This is a genomic window from Streptosporangium sp. G12 (assembly GCF_052983175.1).
This window is the reverse complement of the sequence record NZ_JBRIQO010000005.1, coordinates 1-16,479: the sequence shown is the minus strand read 5'-3', so window position 1 is coordinate 16,479 and position 16,479 is coordinate 1. Positions and strand designations below refer to the sequence as shown.

At 65.0% G+C, this 16,479-nt stretch carries 17 protein-coding genes and 1 pseudogene; 9 read left to right on the top strand and 9 right to left on the bottom strand.

Annotation, left to right across the window (positions count from 1 at the left end):
* Nucleotides 1-349: 349 nt before the first annotated feature.
* Complete coding sequence (locus ACVCAG_RS09155; RefSeq protein WP_440087608.1) at nt 350-1,240, bottom strand: hypothetical protein; 891 nt, start codon at nt 1,238-1,240, stop codon at nt 350-352.
* A gap of 917 nt (nt 1,241-2,157) precedes the next feature.
* Between ACVCAG_RS09155 and ACVCAG_RS09150 the strand changes: the two genes are divergently transcribed.
* On the top strand, nt 2,158-2,523 hold the full coding sequence (locus tag ACVCAG_RS09150) for a hypothetical protein (protein ID WP_440087607.1): 366 nt from the start codon (nt 2,158-2,160) through the stop codon (nt 2,521-2,523).
* A gap of 10 nt (nt 2,524-2,533) precedes the next feature.
* On the opposite strand, the gene ACVCAG_RS09145 is transcribed toward ACVCAG_RS09150, so the two are convergent.
* Both ACVCAG_RS09145 and ACVCAG_RS09140 read right to left on the bottom strand, forming a co-directional pair.
* Nucleotides 2,534-2,854, bottom strand: a complete 321-nt coding sequence (locus tag ACVCAG_RS09145) for a transposase (RefSeq protein ID WP_440087606.1) — start codon at nt 2,852-2,854, stop codon at nt 2,534-2,536.
* Between the two features lie 52 nt (nt 2,855-2,906).
* Nucleotides 2,907-3,029 (bottom strand): annotated as a pseudogene (locus tag ACVCAG_RS09140) (IS3 family transposase); the annotation flags it as partial.
* 436 nt (nt 3,030-3,465) lie between these two features.
* Between ACVCAG_RS09140 and ACVCAG_RS09135 the strand changes: the two are divergent.
* Nucleotides 3,466-4,257, top strand: coding sequence for a type I restriction enzyme HsdR N-terminal domain-containing protein (locus ACVCAG_RS09135; RefSeq protein ID WP_440087605.1), 792 nt, complete (start codon nt 3,466-3,468; stop codon nt 4,255-4,257).
* A gap of 343 nt (nt 4,258-4,600) precedes the next feature.
* Here ACVCAG_RS09135 and ACVCAG_RS09130 read toward each other — a convergent pair whose 3' ends face one another.
* On the bottom strand, nt 4,601-5,566 hold the full coding sequence (locus ACVCAG_RS09130; RefSeq protein ID WP_440087604.1) for a GIY-YIG nuclease family protein: 966 nt from the start codon (nt 5,564-5,566) through the stop codon (nt 4,601-4,603).
* A 960-nt stretch (nt 5,567-6,526) separates the two neighbouring features.
* On the opposite strand from ACVCAG_RS09130, the gene ACVCAG_RS09125 reads away from it, so the two are divergent.
* The 4 genes from ACVCAG_RS09125 (at nt 6,527) to ACVCAG_RS09110 (ending at nt 9,873) form a co-directional block, all read left to right on the top strand.
* Complete coding sequence (locus tag ACVCAG_RS09125; RefSeq protein WP_440087700.1) at nt 6,527-7,675, top strand: IS701 family transposase; 1,149 nt, start codon at nt 6,527-6,529, stop codon at nt 7,673-7,675.
* Nucleotides 7,676-8,119: 444 nt separating this feature from the next.
* Nucleotides 8,120-8,329: a hypothetical protein gene (locus ACVCAG_RS09120; protein ID WP_440087603.1), complete on the top strand. Its 210-nt coding sequence runs from the start codon at nt 8,120-8,122 to the stop codon at nt 8,327-8,329.
* A 60-nt stretch (nt 8,330-8,389) separates the two neighbouring features.
* A complete protein-coding gene (locus ACVCAG_RS09115; RefSeq protein ID WP_440087602.1) occupies nt 8,390-9,421 on the top strand; it encodes a DUF4041 domain-containing protein in 1,032 nt (343 codons plus the stop codon).
* Between the two features lie 245 nt (nt 9,422-9,666).
* Nucleotides 9,667-9,873 carry an NUDIX domain-containing protein gene (locus ACVCAG_RS09110; RefSeq protein ID WP_440087699.1) on the top strand — a complete coding sequence of 69 codons (207 nt, stop codon included), beginning with the start codon at nt 9,667-9,669 and terminating at the stop codon, nt 9,871-9,873.
* Between the two features lie 77 nt (nt 9,874-9,950).
* Here ACVCAG_RS09110 and ACVCAG_RS09105 read toward each other — a convergent pair whose 3' ends face one another.
* The 3 genes from ACVCAG_RS09105 to ACVCAG_RS09095 all read right to left on the bottom strand — a co-directional run bounded on the left by ACVCAG_RS09105 (nt 9,951) and on the right by ACVCAG_RS09095 (nt 13,118).
* Nucleotides 9,951-10,937 (bottom strand): zinc-dependent alcohol dehydrogenase family protein, encoded by a 987-nt coding sequence (locus tag ACVCAG_RS09105; RefSeq protein ID WP_440087601.1) that lies wholly within the window; start codon nt 10,935-10,937, stop codon nt 9,951-9,953.
* Between the two features lie 81 nt (nt 10,938-11,018).
* Nucleotides 11,019-11,615 (bottom strand): TetR family transcriptional regulator, encoded by a 597-nt coding sequence (locus ACVCAG_RS09100; protein WP_440087600.1) that lies wholly within the window; start codon nt 11,613-11,615, stop codon nt 11,019-11,021.
* Between the two features lie 543 nt (nt 11,616-12,158).
* Entirely contained in the window at nt 12,159-13,118 is a 960-nt protein-coding gene (locus ACVCAG_RS09095) for a hypothetical protein (protein ID WP_440087599.1), read from the bottom strand.
* Nucleotides 13,119-13,271: 153 nt separating this feature from the next.
* Between ACVCAG_RS09095 and ACVCAG_RS09090 the strand changes: the two genes are divergently transcribed.
* Together ACVCAG_RS09090 and ACVCAG_RS09085 are read left to right on the top strand one after the other, a co-directional pair.
* Nucleotides 13,272-13,505: a hypothetical protein gene (locus tag ACVCAG_RS09090; RefSeq protein WP_440087598.1), complete on the top strand. Its 234-nt coding sequence runs from the start codon at nt 13,272-13,274 to the stop codon at nt 13,503-13,505.
* Nucleotides 13,496-13,693, top strand: coding sequence for an MmyB family transcriptional regulator (locus ACVCAG_RS09085; protein ID WP_440087597.1), 198 nt, complete (start codon nt 13,496-13,498; stop codon nt 13,691-13,693). Before ACVCAG_RS09090 ends, ACVCAG_RS09085 begins: the two co-directional genes overlap by 10 nt.
* A gap of 148 nt (nt 13,694-13,841) precedes the next feature.
* Here the strand turns inward: ACVCAG_RS09085 and ACVCAG_RS09080 are convergent, their stop codons facing one another.
* Nucleotides 13,842-14,321, bottom strand: coding sequence for a lamin tail domain-containing protein (locus ACVCAG_RS09080; RefSeq protein WP_447189720.1), 480 nt, complete (start codon nt 14,319-14,321; stop codon nt 13,842-13,844).
* 306 nt (nt 14,322-14,627) lie between these two features.
* Nucleotides 14,628-15,827, bottom strand: coding sequence for an MFS transporter (locus ACVCAG_RS09075; RefSeq protein WP_440087595.1), 1,200 nt, complete (start codon nt 15,825-15,827; stop codon nt 14,628-14,630).
* Nucleotides 15,828-15,864: 37 nt separating this feature from the next.
* Between ACVCAG_RS09075 and ACVCAG_RS09070 the strand changes: the two genes are divergently transcribed.
* Nucleotides 15,865-16,161 carry a hypothetical protein gene (locus ACVCAG_RS09070; protein ID WP_440087594.1) on the top strand — a complete coding sequence of 99 codons (297 nt, stop codon included), beginning with the start codon at nt 15,865-15,867 and terminating at the stop codon, nt 16,159-16,161.
* Nucleotides 16,162-16,479: the final 318 nt, after the last annotated feature.

Here is a 16,479-nt window from a genome sequence, read left to right as displayed (position 1 = left end):
GATCAGTGGGATCCGAGAAGCTAGTGCTCTCGAAAGCAAAGATGCTGCTGATTTCCGGCAAACGCGCAATTCCGCTTTGAAGCCCCCAGTTCAGCACCTTCCGAGAACAAGACCTCATCGCTACATGGCGGCTGGGATCACGTTCGGGAGAAGGACGCCCTGTCAGGTCGACCCAGCCAGTGGCAGGAGCTGGCGAACAGGCTCAACGCGATCGCATCTACCTGATGGCGCGAATCTTACCAACACCCCAGGTTCGGCAGATTGACGTGCTTGTGAAGGTCGCGAATCAACCTGCAGTAGGCGATTAGGCTCAAGGGGGCAGCATCTCCGGGGCCGTTCGCCAGCGGGATCAGCGAGCTCGAAACTCCACGCGAACGCCGGGCCCCTCTTCTAATAGATAGACCGGATCACGACGCCGTTTCCAGCCGTCCGGGAGCAGGAAATATCGCTTATGGGAATACAGTAGCAGCAACATGCCCGTGTAGCGATACCGAAAACGTCCGCCCGTCGGAAGCAGGGAATACGTGACGCCTGGGCCGGTCAGATCCAGCGACTTGTCACTGAACACGTCCACGCGGGTCCGCAAGTCGCGACGCGTCTCCAATGCCGTCTGCCATCCAAGCTTCGGCGCGTACGAGGCAACTGCCCAGAACGCCATGAGGAAGAGGAAGGCGATCAGGATCGCCCGCCCTGTCGTAGCGCCGCTTCGCGCCCAAACCCACGAAGGCATCGCGCAGCCAACCAGTATCACCCCGACTGCCAGCAAAATCGGAAGAAACTGGACGTTTTTGGTGTAATTAGTCACATAAAGAAAATAGCCGGTGCAGAACGCGAGGAGCCCGACAGTAATAGCGCAAATCCTAATGGCCTTAATAATCACCTCGCGCCCCGCCAGAAATGGGGCCAGGATCGCACTGTGCACGAAAAGCGCGATCAATGCGATCACGCCTGTGGTGATCAGCACCTTAAAGGTCAATCTGACGCTGCGTAGAACATATTCCGTGGCGGAAATTTCGGCGAGATCTCCGGTTATGCCGAAGTATCCCAGGGTCGCCTTCGTGCGGACCCATCCGAAATAGAAGAGAAGCGCGGCCAGTACGGTGCTCTGCGCCGCAACTGTGCCGAGGTAGCGAAACGCGATACTGAAACCGATTCGGGAGTCCGGAACATTACCTGACCTACCGGAGCTGTCCTCGGCTTCCCCTGCTGCATCGACCGTATCTCGCTTCGAATCGGACATGCTTCGGGCCTTTCGGTTCTCGCCACGCATCCTTCGCCGTCACTGAATAATGCTGTTCCCGGCCAGGCGGAGCCGCCAGATCATGAATTCTCCAGCCCCGGCGGCGCAGGCGAGTGGGGCTTCTCTGGATCCGGATTCGACGGCTCAGGCTCCTTTGGATCCGGATTCGTCGGCTCGGGCTCCTCTGGATCCGGATTCCTCGGCGGATCCGGATTCTGCGGCGCGGGCTCCTCTAGGTCCGGATTACCAGGACGGTGGTCCAAATCGCTGTCCTCACCGTTCCCGCAGGCGCCAACAGCGAAAACGCCGATCGCGACAACGAGAAGAATTCGAAACAGCACACCAGGAAGCCCAGTCAGAAAACTGTAGAGCGACCTGCCTGTCTTCCTTCCCGCCCTAGGTGCGAATCGCTGACAAAGAGCGCCATCAGGCATCCAGAGGGATGACGCGCATGCCTTCCGGCACCGAAAACCGCCGAAGCGGTGACTGGCCGTCCGCGACAAGCCCCGATCGAACTCCGTCATGGGCCTTCCTCCGCTGCCGACCACCGACTTGGATCACGTTAGATCGTAGTCGCACGGACGGGATTTGCGGCGCGCTGGTGTTTCAATTTATTGTTTGCGGAAATCAAAATCCTGTTTAAGTGACATCGGGCATCCGCCGGCGTCGATGTACACCGTTCCGTTCCTCCCAACGAGGCGGAACACCGCCAGGCGCCCGCGAAAGACCGCTGGCTGAAAAGCGGACGGTCATGCTGCCGGAATCTTTCCAGCACCGAGTCCGCAACACCAGCCTGACTCTTGAACCAGTTGTAAGGCCCAACCTTTGGACGGGAAAGCTAAGTAGGTGTTTGAGGGGTGATCGAAGACTTCAGCGGCTCCAGGGCGGCCAGTGAGTGGTGCTGACATCCTTGCCTGATGCTCCTGCCTACGGCCTACACACGGACCCAGCGACTTGAATGCGTCCGGATCGAGGACTCCTCCAACTCGCACCGTTGGACCAGCGTTCCCGGAACGATCGTCGGCACTTGGCGCGACTCGGACGCCATCGAGCTTCTCGACCTGGTCGCCAGCTTGCCGGCAGGCGAGAGGATGCGCTGTTTCCGACCCGGCTACGGGATCCGAGCCCACGACGCGGATCACCTTCTGTTCGAGATCGCCTTCTGCTTCGAATGCAACAACGCGCTGTTTTTCTCACCCCCCAGCGGCCAGCGCGATCTCGTCGGGTTCAAGGCAGACAGCCGACCCGCGCAAGAGCTACTGAGTCGGCTCCGCGCCTTCTGAGGACGGAGGGTCATCGGCCTGAGCGGAGCTGTTCGAGTGGCCGTGGTCCGGGCCGCTGAGCGGGACACCCCCGGATGATCCGCCGTAGCAGCGTACCGATCGCCGCCCACCTGATCATCGCCTCGCTGATCGGTGGCCGACGCTCGTAGTCACGCACCAGTCGCCGATGCATCATCAACCACGCTAGCGCCCGCTCGACCACCCACCGCTTGGCATGCACCCGAAAACCCCGCTGGTCGGCGGGCTTGGCAACGATGTGCACGACGATGCCCAGCACCTCGCGCGCCCAGACCACCAGCCGCCCGGCAAAGCCCTGATCAGCGAACACCACCCGGCAGGAACCGCTTAAACACGGGGGTTTCCCCTGAATGTGGACACCGATCTCAGGCGGCAGCCTTCAGGTTATCTGCCGTCTTCTCGTAGTCGATCGGGCTCATTTGGTCGAGACGGGAGTGCCGTCTGACCGTGTTGTAGCGGGTGATCCAGCGAAACACCGCCAGGCGGGCGGTGCGTCCTCAAGCGGCACCTGTCAGACGTCGTCTATCGCACCATGATCACCGACGTTGAAGCCCGACTCGCCACCCCGCCACAAGCTGCCGATGCAGCCGCTTGACATAGGAGCGTCAGAAGGTCGTATGGGTTAGAGAGGACTTAGCTCATTAAAGTCGGCGTTGCCGATTGAATCCTCAGCGATCGCTACTAGGTAGGACCAAATATGCTTTTTCGACGCTCCGTAATCTCGGACTAGCGTAGACGGGGCGCGCGCGTTAGGTATGAATTATGCATAAATGTCTATTTTAGGTGTCTTGAGAAGTTGTTCATGTTTAGGGGTTTCCTGTGTAGCGGAATGAGTCGTTTGTGTATCGATTGAAAATTACAGGATGAGTTGATCTATCTTGGATGAATAACCTGCTTGTCCCTACTAGATCCGCAGGTGAGCGCATGAGTGAGCAGTCGGCACAGGTGATCGTCGGAGAAGAGCAGGTCTCCAACCCCCCCGGTACCGCGAAAAAGACCGACAGCTCCGGCGGCAAGAAGCCTCCCGCTGCGCGGGCAGTTCCCAAATGGGAGACCGACGCACGAGACCGAGTCCGAACGGCCGTGCGCCGCTACTCCAAGCCGCTGGCCGATCTGGTGGCCCGTGATGCCAACGAAGGAGACACGCGGCTTCTGATCACAGACTTCCTGTGCGAAGGGCTGGGCTACGACAAGTACGAGGACCTCACCACTGAGTACCAGGTCAAGGGTGAGTTCGCTGATTATGGCATCCGCATCGACAAGCAGTTGGTCGCCTTCATCGAGGTGAAGCGGTGCAGCCAGAAGCTCAACACCAAGCACCTGCGCCAAGTACAGATGTACGCCGTCAACGAGGGCGTCGAGTGGATGATCCTGTCCAACGGACAAGTCTGGCAGGCATACCACATGACCGCTGGCCTTCCCGTGGTCATCGATCTTGCCCTTGAGGTCGACCTTCTTGGAGACGCCAGCTTGGCAACCAAGGTTGATGGGCTCTTCTACCTGACCAAGGAGTCGTTCAAGCGCCGGTTGATGGATGACCTGTGGAGGGCCCGCGCCGCGACGTCGCCGAAGTCCTTGGCGCAGGTGCTTCTGTCGGAAGTGGTGGTCGATGCGGTGCGCAAGGAGCTTCGACGCCAGACGAGCTACAACGCCGACTCCGCTGAGGTTCACCGCGCTTTGCGTGACGAGGTGCTGCGAGCGGAGATCTTGTCCTAACCGCAGGCGCCTCGAATGAGCGTCCCGAATGGCTTGGCCGGTTTGGGACGCTCCATCGTCTGTCGGCTGTTCAGGTGACAGCAGCGCTGACAGCAACGTCCCCGTACATGGACTCACCTCGGCGACCGTCCACCACCCTCTGACTACGGCCTCCGCTACCTGACCAGGGTGATTGGTCCGCCTGAAAAACGGGCGGAGGTATTGCCGTGCTACCTCATCGCGGGCTTTAATGGCTCTCCCAATCGGAGCCTACGTGGCATTGGATGAGGTGCCGTATGTGAACGGCGCCTATGAATCTGGCAGTACCGGAAGCCGGGGCAGCGGCCTCCGGTACTCGTGCCATCTACCTGCTCCGTTTGAGAACGTTGAACGCGAGGATCTCTATGAACGCCTCTACCCGTTCCACATTGATGTCGTCCAGTGACGCCGTCTCCGTATAACCGCGGTGCTGCATCTCGCCCCGTTCGAACGCATAGGGGATACCGAGCCGGCGAAACCAGGCCAGAACTTCACGCTCGATCTCACGGGCGTCCTGTGTGACGTCCGCTTCCCATCGGCCGACTACCTGCCACCCCAGTGAGGTGTGCTGCCGTAGCCGCTCATTGATGTTAGCGATGCCGACCTTCAACGCGCGATGCCCATTGTGGACTACCAGGTAGAGGTAGCCCGATTTGGTTAGATCAATCCCGCGTACGGCGCATTTGGTGCATCCGCCGCTTCCCGCACGAATGTTGTGCAGCATGGGCATGACAGTCGAACCACATCCCATACAGCGGGCCTTCCAGGGCCTCATGCTGCCAGGGTAATCGACCAAGGCTTCGAGTCCCGCATCATGCATCATTGCCGTAGCCTCGGCCTCAGTGAACCGAAGTGCGGTGGCGATGTTTTTTGAGCGACATTTCCAGCACTGATGGCCGCGAGCCTTCACGTGCGAGTAGGTCGGACGTCCCAGGTGGCCAGTTCGCATGCAGCGCGAGAGCCATGGGTCCTGAGATCCGGGGTAGTCTACGAGCGGCTCCAGGTCGGCTTGGAGCATCACATATCGAGCGGACTCAGGCGTCACGACCACGCCTAGGCAGTTCTTGCAGCCGCCTCGATCCTTCTGAACGTGCGACAGCTTCTTTGGAAAGACGTTGCCACATTGGAGGCAGCGGCTCTTCCACGGAATGCCCGCGCCGGGGTAGTCCTCCAATGGCTCCCAGTTCCAGGCGCGCATCACCTCGACGGCTTCGGCAGCATCTCTCCTTAGTCCCTCCGCGATGCGCCGCGAGCGGCAAACACCGCGGCAAACACCGCTGCCCTTGTTCACGACATCGTTGTAGCGAGGGGAGCTTTCTCCACCACAGCGCAAGCAGCGGCAGAGCCATGGCAACTGGGTGCCAGGGAACGGGACCAGAGGCTGTGCTCCTCTCCCCAACATCCGTGCGATTGCATCAGCTTCGGACACTCTGCGAGGCAACTGGGTCCTCCTTTCTGCGTCATGGAGTTAAGCCATTGGCTGGCGGCTAGGGGACAGTTCCAGCAACTGATGAGATCCTCTTCCATGGATTCATGGAATTAAAGCACTTTTTATAACTAATGAGTATCATCTAGTGGTCGTCGCGGCGAGGATCTGTCCCCTCTTGGGTCGTCTTCGGCGGTTTATCCGAGAGTGCAGCCGACGCTTGACTTTCCCTGGCGGTTCTGAGCTACGGGTGCGGAGGGGAGAGTTCGGCTCGAGCGAGTTCCAGTCGGTGAGCAGAGCCGGGGTGGTGCGGTGTCCATCCTTCGCTGATTGCTCAATGGATGCACTGCACAACGAGGGCGGGGCGAACGCTCGTCGATTCTTCGAGGAGCCAGTTGTCGGGGCGGGCGTAGGGGAGTGCGACGAGGAGGACGCTGCCCGGCTTCTCCGTAAGTTCGACGGCGAAGGTCATGTGGGTTCAGCCGTAAGTGGGCCTGTGGCGGACGCGCCAGCGGTACGCCTCATCACTTACGGCGATGAGGCGAGAATCCTTCCGGGGAAGCGTCACTGAACACCTCATGATCATGGTCTGTTCCGTGACTGTTCCGTGGGAGCATCGAAAACAACGGCAACCGATGGAAGGTGTCGGAAAGCGTATGGCCTGGTCAATGGCCAGATCCAGGGGCTATCGCAGGTCGCCCATGAATGCATCGGAGAACACCCAGATCTACGAGGGCGGGGATCAGCAAAGGTGTCGACGAAGGGCAGTTCTTAATACGACAACGACAGGTTGTGATCTGAGATCGGGTAGTGGACGATCTGAGCATGCTGGCGGAGACGGTGGCTGGGTGGTCGGCGGGGTTCACGGCGTTCGTCGGCCGGTTCGCGGGTCGGTTCCCGCGGGTGGAGGCGCGTCGGCAGATGCGCTCTTATGTGCGCGGCTTGCTGGGTGAGAGTGAGCGTAAGAACGGTTGGACCTTGGCTGAGGCGGCCGGGCAGGCAGGCCCGGAGCGGATGCAACGGCTGTTGAACTTCTACGCCTGGGACGCCGACGGGCTGCGCGATGACGTGCGTCGGAGCGTGGTGGAGGTCCTCGGGGACGCCCATGGCGGGGTGCTGGTGGTCGATGAGACCGGCTTCCTGAAGAAGGGCGTGCGCTCGGCCGGGGTGGCCCGCCAGTACTCCGGCACCGCGGGCCGGATCGACAGCTGCCAGATCGGCGTGTTCCTCGCTTATGCCTCGACGCGTGGGCGGGCGTTGATCGACCGGGAGCTGTATCTGCCCCGGGAGTGGGCTGATGACCGGCCTCGATGCAGGCAGGCTGGGATCGGTGACGAGGTCGCCTTCGCCACCAAGCCGGCGCTGGCCCGCACGATGATCGAGCGCGCGGTGGCGGCGGGCGTGCCGTTCGGCTGGGTGACCGCCGATGAGGTCTACGGCTGCGACAGCAAGTTCCGGCTGTGGCTGGAGCACGCCGGGATCGCGTATGTGGTCGCGGTGCCCAAGAGCACGATGGCGGTGTCGATGCAGCTGACCAAGGTTCGTGTGCACCGCTTGGTCGCCGAGCTCCCGGAGGCGGCCTGGCAGCGGCTCAGCTGCGGTGACGGGGTGCGCGGGCCGCGCGTGTTCGCGTGGGCGGCCGTGGAGATCCGGCCGCTGCGCGATCCGCAATATGGGTACTGGTTGCTGGCCCGCCGGTCCGTCAGTGATCCTGCTGATATCGCTTACTACCTGTGCTTCGGTCCGGCCGGGACAGGTCTGGCCGAGCTGGTACGGGTGGCCGGGAGCCGGTGGGCGATCGAGGAGTGCTTTCAGACGGCCAAGAACGAGGTTGGTCTCGATCACTACCAGGTGCGTTCGTATTGGGCCTGGTACCGGCACATCACGTTGGCGATGACCGCGGCGGCGTTCTTGGTGATCATCCGCGATGGCCTGCAAAAGGGGGGCCTGCGGCCGGTGGCGGAGCCGGTGTGATGCCGTGGACGGTCCAGGAGGTGCGGCGGCTGTTCAACCGCATCGCCGCCCCGGCCGCGCACTCGGTCGGTCATGTCCTTGCCTGGGTGGCCTGGCGCCGGTTCAGTCAAGCACGGGCTCGGGCCAGTCACCATAAGCGAAGACGCTTATAACTACCTGTCGTTGTCGTATTAACGAGTCGGTCAGATTGTCAGCTCCTGCCTGCTCGTGGTGAGCATCCCTGTGAATCGTTGAGGTTGTTGTAAACCAGTGAGCCGAGGCAGCTGTCTTCTTGTGGCATGTGTCGCGACAGGGCACGTGGTCGAGGAGGGCGTGACGATGGAGTACCGGTTCAATTCGCCTCCTGGATGGCCGGTTCCTCCTGTGGGTTGGCGGCCTCCGGAGGGGTGGCAGCCGAATCCGTCGTGGCCTCCGGCGCCGCCCGGCTGGGAGTTCTGGGTTCCTGTGCAGCTGTCGCCTCCGCCTTCTGCGCCTCCGGTTCAGTCGCAGCCCGTTCCCGTTCCCGCGGTACCGGAGCGCGGTGGGGGACTGTTCGGGGGTAAGAAGAAGCTGGAGGCGGAGAACGCCGAGTTGCGCGCGTGGGTCGAGCGGCTGGGTGGCATGGACGCCATGCGCGTCTCCGCGATGATCGAGGCGCTACATGCCGAGCACTAGGGACTGCAGACGGCCATCGCGGATGCCACGCGGCGGCTGCGCGAGGTCGAGCGGCTGATCGTGCAGACCGAGGAGACCGTGTTGTTGCAGGAGGCCGGTGTCTACGAGTACCGGCACCCGCTGAGTGACGCAGTGGCCTATAAGGAGCGATTGGCGCAGGTCAAGGCACGCATCAAGGAGTTGTCCAAGGACGGCAAGGCGGTGCTGGGCTCCACCAGCTGGCAGGTCAACGGGTCGGCGGCCGAGGGACGCCGGATGGTACGTGACTTCTCCAAGCTGATGTTGCGTGCCTACAACGCCGAGGCCGACAACTGTGTGCGCACGATGCGCCCGTACAAGCTGCAGTCGGCTGTCGACCGCTTGGAGAAGGCGGTGGAGATGATCGTCAAGCTCGGTAAGACGATGAGCATCCACGTCAGCGGTGACTATCACCGGCTGCGGGTCTACGAGTTGGAGTTGACCGCCGACTACCTGGCCAAGCAGGAGGAGGAGAAGGAGCGCACCCGTGCCCAGCGGGAGCAGCAGCGCGAGGAGGAGGCCGCGCGGCGGGAGTTCGAGCGGGAGAAAGCCAGGCTCCGCAAGGAGGAGTCCCACTACCGTTCCGCTCTGTCGAAGTTGCTGGCCAAGGGGGATGAGGCTGGGGCGGAGGAGCTCAAGGCGAAGTTGGAGGAGATCGGCGCGGCGGTCAGCGACGTCGAGGCGCGTGAGGCCAACGTCCGGGCCGGCTACGTGTATGTGATCTCCAACATTGGCGCGTTCGGCGAGGACGTCGTCAAGATCGGCATGACTCGCCGCCTGGAGCCCGAGGACCGTGTCCGGGAGCTGGGTGATGCCTCAGTGCCGTTCAAGTTCGACACGCACGCGCTGATCTTCAGTGACGACGCGGTCGGGCTTGAGGGGCGGCTGCACGCCGCGTTGAACGATCGGCGCGTCAACAAGGTCAACCTCCGCCGCGAGTTCTTCCACGCTACGCCCGCCGATGTGAGGGACCTGTTGCAGAAGATCGCGGGTCAGCACCTTCTGGAGTACCGGGACACTCCCGAGGCCCTGGAGTGGCATCAGTCGGTTCACGCCAAGGCGGTAGCAGGCTGAGCTGAATCGCGCGCCTGGTCGGCGTGCCCCGAGGGCACATTGGGGGCACATGGCGTTGGAAGGCGGCGGAGAATAATGTCAAAGAACGGCAGTGTTCCCGCAGGTCAGACGGCAGGTCGCTGATCGGCGTGCAGGTCACGAGCAGGCCGGATTAGAACCCGGCCTACAGGCCGACTCGTCCGCCCTGCCCTCCTCTGACCTGCGGTGAGCCGTGATCGGGAAAGGTCAAAGCGGTTGGGGGGCGCATCGTCCCTTCGGTCAACGTCGTCGTCGCCAACGACGCCGGGGACATCTCGATGATCTACCGTACCGACGACTGGGCCGTTCCCGGCAGCGCCCTCGACCTCGGCGAGTCTCTCCCGGCCGCGGCCGTCCGGGAGACGCTGGAGGAGACCGGCATCACGTGCGAGATCACCGGTGCCGGGTCGGACTTCCGGCCACCCCCTGGGTGATCTTCTTGTGAGAGCCCGACGCTCACGGCGCTCTTCCATGCCCCGATGACACGCTCTCAAGGAAACCGAAGCCGGGCTCACTCCTCGATGTCGATGACCATCTTGCCCCTGGCGGTGCCGCTCTCCACCGCGGCGTGTGCGTCGGGGACGGTGGCGAGGGTGAAGTGCCGGGCGTCGAGCAGGGGCTTCAACGCCCCCGAGTCGGCAAGGGAAGCCGCTTCGCGAAGGATCTCCCCGTGATGCTCTCGTCCGCGGCCGGTCAGCATCGGCAGCAGGGTGAAGACGCCGGAGTAGGTGGCGCCCCGGAACGACAGGGGCGCGAGGCTGTGGGTCCCCCAGCCCAGAGCGCTGAGAACATGGCCGGTGTAGGTGCGTACCGCGGTGAACGAGGCGTCGAGGGTCGCTCCGCCGACGGTGTCGTAGACGATGTCGAAGCCCTCGCCATCGGTGTGCCGGGCGACGTACTCGTCCACCGATGTGGTGGTGTAGTCGATCGCGGTGGCGCCGAGGCCTTCGATGCTCTTCAGGCTCTGAGGCGATCCGGTCGCGTAGACCTCGGCGCCGCGAGCGCGGGCGAGCTGGACGGCCACGTGTCCGATGCCGCCGGCACCGCCGTGGATCAGTACCTTCTGGCCCGCGCGCACCTGCGCCCGGTCCACCAGGCCTTCCCACGCGGTGATGACGACGAGCGGCAGCGCCGCGGCCTCCCGCATGCTCAGGGACCGTGGCTTGTGTGCGAGCAGCCTGGCGTCCACGGCGACGTACTCCGCGAGCGAGCCCTGGAGGTCGCCCACCCCGCCGATCAACCCGTACACCTCGTCCCCGGGGGTGAAGCCGATGACCTCCGCGCCGGTCTCCTCCACCACACCGGCCATGTCCATGCCGAGCACGGCCGGCAGGCGGCTCTTGGCGTGGCCGGCCTTCCCGGCCCGGATCTTGGTGTCCAGCGGGTTGACCCCGCTCGCCTTGACCTTCACCAGCACCTGGCCCGAGCCGGGGACAGGTTTGTCGATCTCGCTCAGGACCAGGGGGGTGTCGAACCGCTCCAGTACTACCGCGCGCATGGTGCCGCCTCGTTTCGTGTGTTGTCGATGAGCTGATGGAGTGTGATCGGGCCGGGGGTGCGGTTCAGGCCCGAAGGCATGTCATTGATCCGCGCCCGCGTGGCGGCTGGTGTGGGCGGCGACGAGCCGGACGGCCATGTCCTTCGCGTCGTCCACGACCGTGCGGTCCTGGAGGAGCCGGCCGGACGCGAGAGCGCCGTCGATGAGGAGTCCGATGTGGCGGGCGAGCGCCCGCGGGTCGTCGGCTCCGGCCTTCGAGCCGAGCTCGGTCAGCCAGCCCTGGCGGCGTCGCACGTGCTGGACGGTGATCGCTCGTGCTTCCGAGCCCAGCGGGGCTTCGACGCCGGCGCTGACGAACGGGCAGCCGAAGAAGCCGTGTCTGTCGAAGGCGTCCTGGAGCGCGTCGAAGAGTCCCACGAGCTGGTCGCCGGGCGCGTCACCGGCGCGCTCCGCGGCGGCTTGCAGCTGCGCCGTCCAGGAGTCGTCGGTCCTGCGCAGATAGGCCGCGACGAGGTCGTCCTTCGTGCGGAAGTGCACGTACAGCGTGGACTTCGCGACACCCGATTCGGCGATGACCTGATCGATGCCGACTCCTCGCAGCCCGTGGGCGTAGAACAGGTCGGCCGCCGTGGTGAGGATCTTCTCTACCGTGTTCGTCTTTCTCGTCTTCGTCACCATGATTCGCCTCCTTAATCGAACAGACTAGTACGTTCGATTAAGGAGGCGAATCCGGGGGCCTTCTCGCGGCGCTCCCGCGTCCGGTCCTTCGCCGCTGACGCCGTCCGAGCCCGCTCACGCCGCGACGCGCCGCAGCGGGGGCCGCCCTCCACCGTTCACGGGAAGAGCCGGGCGGAACCGAGGGGACGGACGCCCCACCGCCTGCCGGCCTGGTGATCCGTTTACAGGCCGGCCCGAGAAGGCGAACGTCGCATGACGCCGATAGCTGCTGGATTCGCGCCGGCGCGGCCTTTACGGCACGCACGGCCGGGGTGATGCAGGACGTCGCGTTGGTGATCGACCGGCTCACCGGATGCTCGGAGCCGTACCGGGAACGGATCTTTGCCGGCCGGACATCGACCTCCGGAGGGAGGCCGTCCGGGCTGGTGGTCATGTCGCGGCGGGTCAGCGCCTCCACCGGCTCCGGACCAGATGAGTAGGTCCCCGGAGCCGCAGTTCGTGCGGATCCCGCCGTCCGAGACCGGCCGCCGACCGCGCCGGGCCTCAGGACGGAAGGATCAGCTCGCGGGCCTCGTCGTCGGTGGGATGCCGGGCGCTGAGCACGGCGTCCCGGAGGACCTCCCGGGGTACGGCATCGGAGGACTGGACGCTGACCAGGACGCCGCCATCCTGCCGGACGTACCCCTGGAGCCCGCACGGGCATCCCCATCTCGGCTTCGGGATCCGACCGGTGAGATACCAGAGCCCGGGGCGCTCCAGGACACACCGAGGATGCTCGTCGAACCCGAAAGGCGGACGGAGGAACGTCTTCGCGCACTTCGCCGTGGCGGGCTCGCCGTACGCGGCGGTGAGCACGATGGTGTGGTCCTGCCAGACCTTGACCACTGTTTGGTCCACCGGTTCGAAGAACGCGCTCACCCCCGAGGTGTCGCGAGTGACCCGGTAACCCGGGATGTGCGCGACGTAAAGCAGGTCGCGCACCGGATCAAGACGGGCGGCGAAGGTCTCTGCCCTCGCCTTCGCCTCCTTGTCGGCACGCTGTTCCCCGACGGCGTGCACTCCGGTGACCACCAGCGCCGTGGTCACCGCGACAGAACCGAAGGCGATCCCGCGCCGGGAGAGCATTCCCGCGGCCAGCGCGAACGGCAGGCCGCCGACCAGGAGCGCCAGCGGTTGCCGACCGAGGGACAGGGACAGCTCGGAGTCGGCCCAAGCGCCGCCGAACCAGCCCACCGTCCCTGCGAGAAATACGAGCACCGACCAGGAGAGCCGGCCCGCCGCCCGACGCGACGTCAGTGCGGACCCCTGGGGAACGACCCAGGCGACCACGCACAGCGCACCCACCATGAGAACGACGGGGAGAACCAGCAGGAAGGGGGAACCGCCGAAAAGGATCATCGTGCCGGTCCGCAACAGCGACGGGCTCAGCAGGGAGCCGACCAGCCAGGCCGCGGCGATCTGGCCGAGTGGCGCTTTCCATCCGGTGCTCACCTCGCCGGCCATCCCCACGACCTTTCGGTGTTCAGGCCCGATTTGCGTATCAGCATAAGAGGCCATGGCCCGAGATGATCGCGAAGCCGCTGTCCGGGCCGCGCTCCCTGGCGTGTCCGCACACCGCTGACATCCTCGGTCAGCGGTGCAGCCACGCCGGGAGGCGTGCCCGCTCCCGGCCGCGGTCGCGGGCACCCGGATGCGGACGATGAGCTCGTCCGGGGCGAGCACGTGTTCGCGGGCCGGGTCGTCACCGGGTTCGACGTGGAGTCCGGCGAGCGGCACGCTGCGTTCCCCACGGGGTCCGACGACGTCCACCACGGCGCCGAACGCGAGGACTTCCGGACCCTGTGGGCGGCCCACGACGTCAAGAGAAATCGCACGGCAGCATGCGGATGATGCACCCGCCGGCGGGTGAGCCGACACTCCGCCACGAGACCTTCACGCTCCCCGGCGATCAGGACCAGGCACTGGAGACCTACCACGCCGAGCCCGGTTCGACGTCGGAGGAGACACTGCGCCTGCCGGCGAGCCGGGGTGCGGACGCCTCCAGGGACCGGTCGGCCGCCGCGCGGGACCGAGCCTGACCTCGGTCCTTTCACCGCACCCCACCAGGGATCACTTCGGTCTCACCGTCCTCGTCGCCGAACCCCTCGACCACGACCCGCCCACCCCCGGGGGCGGACACGACGAAGCCCCCGCTCCGAAGAACGAGGGCGTCGTCGCGCTGTACGACTACAGGCAGCTGATCCACTCGACCCGGGAGCTGTTGTACGAGCAGGAGTCGACGAGCTTGCCGGACGGGTTGTGGACGTATCCCGTGTCCGAGGTCTGGTTCCAGATGTACGCGAACGTCCCTCCGGCGCGCCCCCAGTAACGGTTCTTGGCGTCGTCCCTGCCCTTGCCCGTCCGCACGGTGACGGTCTTTCCGGCGCCGAGGGTGAACGCGCCGAACCGGTAGATGTGATCCGATCGGTTTGTTTTGTCGCGAAGCGTCCATCCGCTGAGGTTGACGGCCCTCCTGGTGGTGTTCTTGATCTGCGCCCATTCGCCGTTCAGGCTGCTGTTCGCTCCGAAGTCCGGCGACCCCGGAGAGTTGTAGTAGATCTTCACGATCTGGATCGTCGGCAGCGCGGCGGCCTGCGCCGGCGCGACGGGGACGAGCGCCACGGCTAAGGCGGCAGCGGACAGGGCCAAGGGAATGGAACGCACCATTGAATCCTCAAGCTGGAAGAAGCGGGCAGTGATGAGACGGCCGGCCCAGGCGAGCGGTTGGCCGGTAAACACCGTTTTGTTGGGGGTTCTGGCGCTCCACGAGGACAGTCCTGGTGCCACACGAGGGCAGTCCTGCGCTCCACGAGGGCAGAGGGCCAGGCCTCCGCTGGAGGCACCGTCATGTTCACGGCGTCACGCGGGTGCCGGTCCCACCAAGGTGGAACGCGAGGTGTCCCAGACGGGACAGGCGAATGGTGCGGGTGTCCGTTCTCAGCCAGGCGTTCCATCTGGAAGATCTGAAGATGATCACTGCGAATGCGGCAACCGCGTGGAGGTGACGACCGCGGCGATGGCACCCACGGAGAGTGCGGCGGCGAAGCCGATCATCGTGGGATGCAGTCCGAGGTGCTTCGAGACGACGCTGAAGGCGATCGAGGGCAGGCCCATGCCCAGGTAGGCGATGACGAAGAACACGGCCAGCACTCCCGCGCGGGACGTGGGCCGGGCGGCACCGGCACTCTGGCCGACCGATGCCTTGAACAGCAGTCCCGCACCCGCTCCCGCGATCGAGGCCGCGGTGAGGTAGAGCCACAGAGTGGGGTGGAAGAGTGCTACCGCCGTCAGCGTGAGTCCGGCGGGGAAGAGCACCACCCCGCTCACCAGCATCCGCCCGGGCGACAGGTGTCTGAGGGCGATCTGCGCGACGGCGGAGGCGGCGAAGACCGAGAACGGCGCCAGCCCGGCGACCAGGGGCGAGGAGATGCCCAGGACGTCGTGGACGACGACGGCCCCCAGCGAGGAGAAGAAGCCCATCACGGCGAACGAGAAGAAGCCGGTGCTCGCGGCCGCCGCGAATCGCCTGCCGCCACCGGGTCGCAGGGCGAAACGGGCAGGGACCTCGGAGGCGGCGCCGCGGTCGATGGTCTCGGGGCTGTGGAGCACCAGGACCACCAGCACCAGCGCCGCCGCGGCGAACAGCGCGAACGGGGTGACCAGCGGCGACGGCGCCCATTGGGCGAGCACGCCGGCGGCCAGCGGCCCGAGCGCCAGTCCTCCCAGGTTGGCCACGGCCGCGACGAGTCCGGGCGTCGCCGACCCGGGCTGTTCCGGGTGCGCCCGCTGGTAGAGATCACTGAGGTAGGCCGTCGCGGTCGAGGCCATGAGCCCCACGGCCAGTCCGGTCAGGACCCGGCCGGTGAGCAGGCCCGCGACCGAGGGCCACAGCACCAGGACCAGTGATGCCGCCACCAGGGTCAGCAACGCCGGAACGACGACGCGTCGGCGACCCAGACGGTCCGACAGATGCCCGAAGAGGAGGAAACCCGCTGCCGCACCCACGACCATCGCCGCGAAGGCGATGGTGACGACGGTGGAGCCGAAATCGTCACGCTCGGCGAACAGCGGCCACAGCGGGGTCGGAAGGGTGCCGAAGGCCATCAGCACGGTGAACGCGACCGCGACGAACCAGAAGCCCCGGGCGTGCGCGGCCCGCGTGGCACGTTCCACGACCCGTGGGCGTTCTTGGACGGCCGTGAGGGGCGTCATGGACATGGATCTCCGCTCGGGTGGACTGAACCAGGCGGCCGCCTTCGTGAACGGCCGCACCCTTGGCTCAACTGCGGAAGCCGTTCCGGACATTTCCACTTCGACGCAACTGAATCAGATCACCTCGGAGAGGGACGTCACGCTGGAGCGCCTGAGCCGGGAACCGTTCATCGAGACCGATCCGTCCTGGACCACCCGGATGCGAATCGATTCGGCATTCGCCGCCGGGCCGAACCGGCGGATCACCTGTCAGGCGGCGCGTACGCCTGTACGGAAAGCCTCTCGGACAGGCTGACAACACGATCTTCTTGTGGACGGCGTGAATGATCCGAAATTGTGGGCTCCGCCGCAGGAATCACCCCCCGGCGTCCCGCACCTGGAGGAGTGCCGGCGTCGCCGACCGTTCGAACCCCGGGCCGCACAGACACAAGGAGAACACCATGAGAACGCTCGACAAGATCCTCAGCACGGCGGCCGCAGCGACGGTGCTCGGCGGGGCGGTGCTCGCCTCCGCGGCGCCCGCCTCGGCGGCGGGCCGTAACGGCGTGTGCGAGAGCGGTGAGTTCTGCTACTACTTCAACAGCAACAACCAGGGGTCGGTCTCCGACTTCAC

Coding starts and splice junctions, on each gene's coding strand:
- ACVCAG_RS09155 (WP_440087608.1), bottom strand. CDS start 1,240: ATGTCCGATTCGAAGCGAGATACGGTCGATGCAGCAGGGGAAGCCGAG.
- ACVCAG_RS09150 (WP_440087607.1), top strand. CDS start 2,158: ATGCTCCTGCCTACGGCCTACACACGGACCCAGCGACTTGAATGCGTC.
- ACVCAG_RS09135 (WP_440087605.1), top strand. CDS start 3,466: ATGAGTGAGCAGTCGGCACAGGTGATCGTCGGAGAAGAGCAGGTCTCC.
- ACVCAG_RS09125 (WP_440087700.1), top strand. CDS start 6,527: ATGCTGGCGGAGACGGTGGCTGGGTGGTCGGCGGGGTTCACGGCGTTC.
- ACVCAG_RS09105 (WP_440087601.1), bottom strand. CDS start 10,937: ATGCGCGCGGTAGTACTGGAGCGGTTCGACACCCCCCTGGTCCTGAGC.
- ACVCAG_RS09100 (WP_440087600.1), bottom strand. CDS start 11,615: ATGGTGACGAAGACGAGAAAGACGAACACGGTAGAGAAGATCCTCACC.
- ACVCAG_RS09095 (WP_440087599.1), bottom strand. CDS start 13,118: ATGGCCGGCGAGGTGAGCACCGGATGGAAAGCGCCACTCGGCCAGATC.
- ACVCAG_RS09085 (WP_440087597.1), top strand. CDS start 13,496: ATGCGGATGATGCACCCGCCGGCGGGTGAGCCGACACTCCGCCACGAG.
- ACVCAG_RS09080 (WP_447189720.1), bottom strand. CDS start 14,321: ATGGTGCGTTCCATTCCCTTGGCCCTGTCCGCTGCCGCCTTAGCCGTG.
- ACVCAG_RS09070 (WP_440087594.1), top strand. CDS start 15,865: ATGGACATGGATCTCCGCTCGGGTGGACTGAACCAGGCGGCCGCCTTC.